Source organism: Flavobacterium sp. (assembly GCF_044357305.1).
In the GTDB taxonomy this organism is placed as follows: Bacteria; Bacteroidota; Bacteroidia; order Flavobacteriales; family Flavobacteriaceae; genus Flavobacterium.
On sequence record NZ_JBIKPS010000047.1, the window covers coordinates 1 to 3,898 of the forward strand.

Genomic DNA, 3,898 nt, shown 5'->3' on the forward strand with positions numbered 1-3,898 from the left:
CAGCAAAAAAATAATTTTTGCAATTAATAAAAAACGATGTAATATTACATTAGAAATTAAAAATTAGTTGACATAAGAATTTAGTAATTAACAACAAAAAGTGTCAAGTAATTTTAGGAGGGGTCAGCTGGGTTCTGGGTTCTGGGTTCACATTGCTTTGCAACTAGTAAACGTTATAAAAGAAATAGTTAACGTTGCTTTGCAACTAGTTGACGTTGCTTTATAATTAGTTAACGTTATAAAGGAAGTAGTTAACGTTGCTTTGCAACTAGTTGACGTTGCTTTATAATTAGTTAACGTTATAAAGGAAGTAGTTAACGTTGCTTTGCAACTAGTTAACGTTGCTTTATAATTAGTTAACGTTATAAAGGAAGTAGTTAACGTTCCTTTGCAACTAGTTGACGTTGCTTTGCAACTAGTTAACATTATAAAGGAAGTAGTTAACGTTGCTTAATAATTAAAAGACTGGACAGAATTTTGTAGAGAGTAGTCATTAGATTGTGTAAACTCTAAATCAATTAAAGTAATTAATAAAATGCTTCCAATCCGTTAACTTTGGATGTTTCTGAAATGGCCAAAGGGGTTTATTTTGTTGAAATACAAACAGAAAGTAATAGTAAAATGATTAAAAAATTGGTTGTGAAATAACCTAAACATAATTTTATTGAATTTTAAGAGGCAGGATATTTATCCTGCCTTTTTTTAGTATTAAATTAGCCGAAAATCTAACCAACCTACAATGCTACAACCTACTAAAACTACTTTAAGTTTATTCTTTCTAGTCTTCTCTTTCGCTGGTTTATCACAAGTATCCGTGTGCAGTTGGAATTTAATGAACTTTGGTAAATCAAAATCCGATACCGAATTGGCTTTTATTGCTACTATTATAAATAATTTTGATGTAGTAACTATTCAAGAAGTAGTTGCCGGTACTGGTGGAAGCAAGGCCGTATATCGATTGGTAAACCTCCTCAACAACAAAGGCTTTCAATGGGATTATGTAATAAGTGACCCAACAACAAGTGCTAATGCCTCTAGCAAGGAACGGTATGCTTTTTTATGGAAAACTTCTAAAGTTAAAAAAATAGGTGGCAGTTGGCTAGAGCAAAACTACCAAGAAGAAATAGACCGGGAACCATATATGAGTACTTTTGAATACAAGGGAAAGCAATTTACTATTGCTAGTTTTCATGCCGTACCCAAAAAGAAAAAACCGGAAAGCGAGATTAAATACTTTAAATTACTGCCTGCCTTATACCCTACTCTTCATTTGGTGTTTATGGGTGATTTTAATTGTGGGCAGTCCAATTCCGTATTTAATCCTTTAAAGAAAATGGGGTATCGTACAATTTTAGAGCATCAAAAAACCAGTTTACGTCAGAAGTGCATTGCCAACGATTGTTTGGCTTCCGAATACGATACTATGTTTTATAATACGATTCAAATGAAAAAGCTTCAATCGGGAATTATTCCTTTTTACAAAAGTTTCATCACGTTAAAAGAAGCGAGAAAAATCTCCGATCATATTCCTATTTGGAGTACGTTTCAATTGAATTGAGATTGTAGTGTAATAGGAATGCGCGGAAGTTATACCGAATCCAATAAATTAAACAATTTAATTTATTTGTCCTCTCCCCAGCCCTCCAGATTGCTTCCTCCTTCGCCATGACAAGAGAGGGAGAAAGATCGGATTAATTTATACTTATTTTTGGTATTATAGTGCAAACCTATATAACTAAAAACAGCAGCAAAAATATTTTTGCTGCTGTTTTAATTTAATTGTTTTTTATCTAATTACTAGACTCTATTTACCAAATCTTAACTCGTTTTTCTGGAGCTAAATAAAGCGAATCGGTTGGTTTTATATGGAATGCTTCATAAAATTCAGGAACATTTCGAACCACGCCGTTAATACGGAATTTAGCAGGAGAGTGTGGATCATTTGCAATTTGACTACGCACTGCTTCTTCTCTAGATTTGTCCAACCATACTTGTCCCCATCCTAAGAAAACACGTTGCATACCAGTATAACCATCCATTACTGGGGCTTCTTTGCCGTTCAAACTCATTTTGTAAGCTTTAATCGCGATACTCAAACCACCTAAATCGCCAATGTTTTCTCCTAAAGTAAAAGCACCATTTACATTTAAATCAGGAAATGCTTTAAAGCCACTATATTGAGCAACTAACGCTTCTGTTTTTGCTTTAAACTTAGTTAAATCTTCTGCAGTCCACCAGTTTCTCATTACGCCATCGCCATCAAAAGTTGCCCCTTGATCGTCAAAACCATGACCAATTTCATGACCAATAACTGCTCCAATTCCACCATAATTTACAGCATCATCCGCATTTAAATCAAAGAAAGGGGGTTGCAAAATAGCAGCAGGAAATACAATCTCATTCAAAGAAGGATTGTAATAGGCATTTACGGTTTGTGGCGTCATTCCCCATTCGGTGCGGTCCACAGGTTTTCCTAGTTTGTTTAGTAATCGGTTGTATTCAAATTCAGTAGATCGTTCCGCATTACCATACAAATCATTTTTCACCACTTTCAAAGTAGCATAATCTATCCATTTGTCAGGATAACCAATTTTAATCATGAATTTATCTACCTTTTGTAATGCTTGTTTCTTAGTAGACGCACTCATCCAATCCAATTTTTTAATGCTTTCGGCATAGGCTTTCAATAGGTTTTTCACCATTGCCACCATGCGTTCTTTAGCCTCTGGAGAGAAATGTTTCTCCACATATACTTTCCCAACTATTTCGCCTAAACTTTCGTTTACCGAATTTACTCCTCGTTTCCAATCGTCTTGTTGTTTTTCGGTTCCGTATAATGTTTTACCATAAAATTCAAAGTTAGCTTTGTCTAAGGTGGTGGTTAAATAACTAGCCGCATTGTTTATTAAACTCCATTTTAAATACGTTTTCCAAGTAGCAATTGGGGTATTTATTATAATATTGTTCAAGCTTTTAGTATACTCCACTTGCGATACAACTACAATTTTTTCTTTTGCAATTCCAGCATTTTTCAACATTGCCGTCCAATCGAAATCGGGCATCAAGGTTTTTAAATCACCCGTAGCATATTTGTTATACAACTTGGCTGTTTCGCGAGTATCTTCTTTGGTCATTTGCACTTTTGCCATAGTGGTTTCCAGCGCCATTATTTTAGCCGCACTTTCAGCCGGAGTTGGCATGCCTGTTAAAGTCAACATTTTCTCAATATGAGTAACATATTTTTTTCGAACATCTACCATTTTAGCATCGTTCTGAAGATAGTATTCCCGTTCCGGAAGGCCCAATCCACTTTGCCAAGTCATCAAAGTATATTCGTTCGGATTTTTATAATCTTGAGTTACCGAAATCGCAAACGGAATAGAAACTCCAGTTCGGTTCGCTTTTCCAAAATAAGCCGCCAAGTCCGAATAGTTTGCAATAGCATCGATGTTTTTTAATTCGGGTTGAATAGGCGAAATTCCTTTAGCATCCCGCTCTTTTCGGTTGGTATAAGAAGCATAGTAATCGCCAATTTTTTGTTGGTCACTACCTTCAGCAAAACTCCCTTTGGAAGCCTCTTCAATAATTGCTTTAACGTCTTTTTGCGATTGGTCGTACAAAATATCAAACGATCCATAAGACGATTTGTCTGCAGGAATTTTATTGTTTTTTAACCAAGTCCCATTTACAAAAGCCTGGAAATTATCTCCAGGGTTAACAATAGTGTCCATGTTTTTTTTAGTAATTCCAGAAACAAGTTCTTGTTTCTTGTTGCACGATGCCAAAAGAACCGTGGCTGCTAAAAGAGTGATTTTGATGTTTTTCATTCGTAGTTTATTAGTTTTAAGAGGTAAAAAAAAACCAGCATTGCTGCTGGTCTTGTATTTATTTATAGGTA

The 3,898-nt window shown here is 35.0% G+C and carries 3 protein-coding genes and 1 pseudogene; 2 read left to right on the forward strand and 2 right to left on the reverse strand.

Going from position 1 to position 3,898, the window contains the following annotated elements; translation table 11 throughout:
• Window positions 1–147: 147 nt before the first annotated feature.
• Window positions 148–426: a hypothetical protein gene (locus tag ACIQ2J_RS14700; protein WP_396171231.1), complete on the reverse strand. Its 279-nt coding sequence runs from the start codon at window positions 424–426 to the stop codon at window positions 148–150.
• A gap of 126 nt (window positions 427–552) precedes the next feature.
• Here ACIQ2J_RS14700 and ACIQ2J_RS14705 point away from each other — a divergent pair.
• Together ACIQ2J_RS14705 and ACIQ2J_RS14710 are read left to right on the forward strand one after the other, a co-directional pair.
• Window positions 553–648, forward strand: a pseudogene (locus ACIQ2J_RS14705) (T9SS type A sorting domain-containing protein); the annotation flags it as partial.
• A gap of 91 nt (window positions 649–739) precedes the next feature.
• On the forward strand, window positions 740–1,558 hold the full coding sequence (locus tag ACIQ2J_RS14710) for an endonuclease/exonuclease/phosphatase family protein (protein ID WP_396171233.1): 819 nt from the start codon (window positions 740–742) through the stop codon (window positions 1,556–1,558).
• A gap of 250 nt (window positions 1,559–1,808) precedes the next feature.
• On the opposite strand, the gene ACIQ2J_RS14715 is transcribed toward ACIQ2J_RS14710, so the two are convergent.
• Window positions 1,809–3,898: M13 family metallopeptidase (locus tag ACIQ2J_RS14715; RefSeq protein ID WP_396171235.1), on the reverse strand; the 2,090-nt coding region annotated here is incomplete at its 5' end.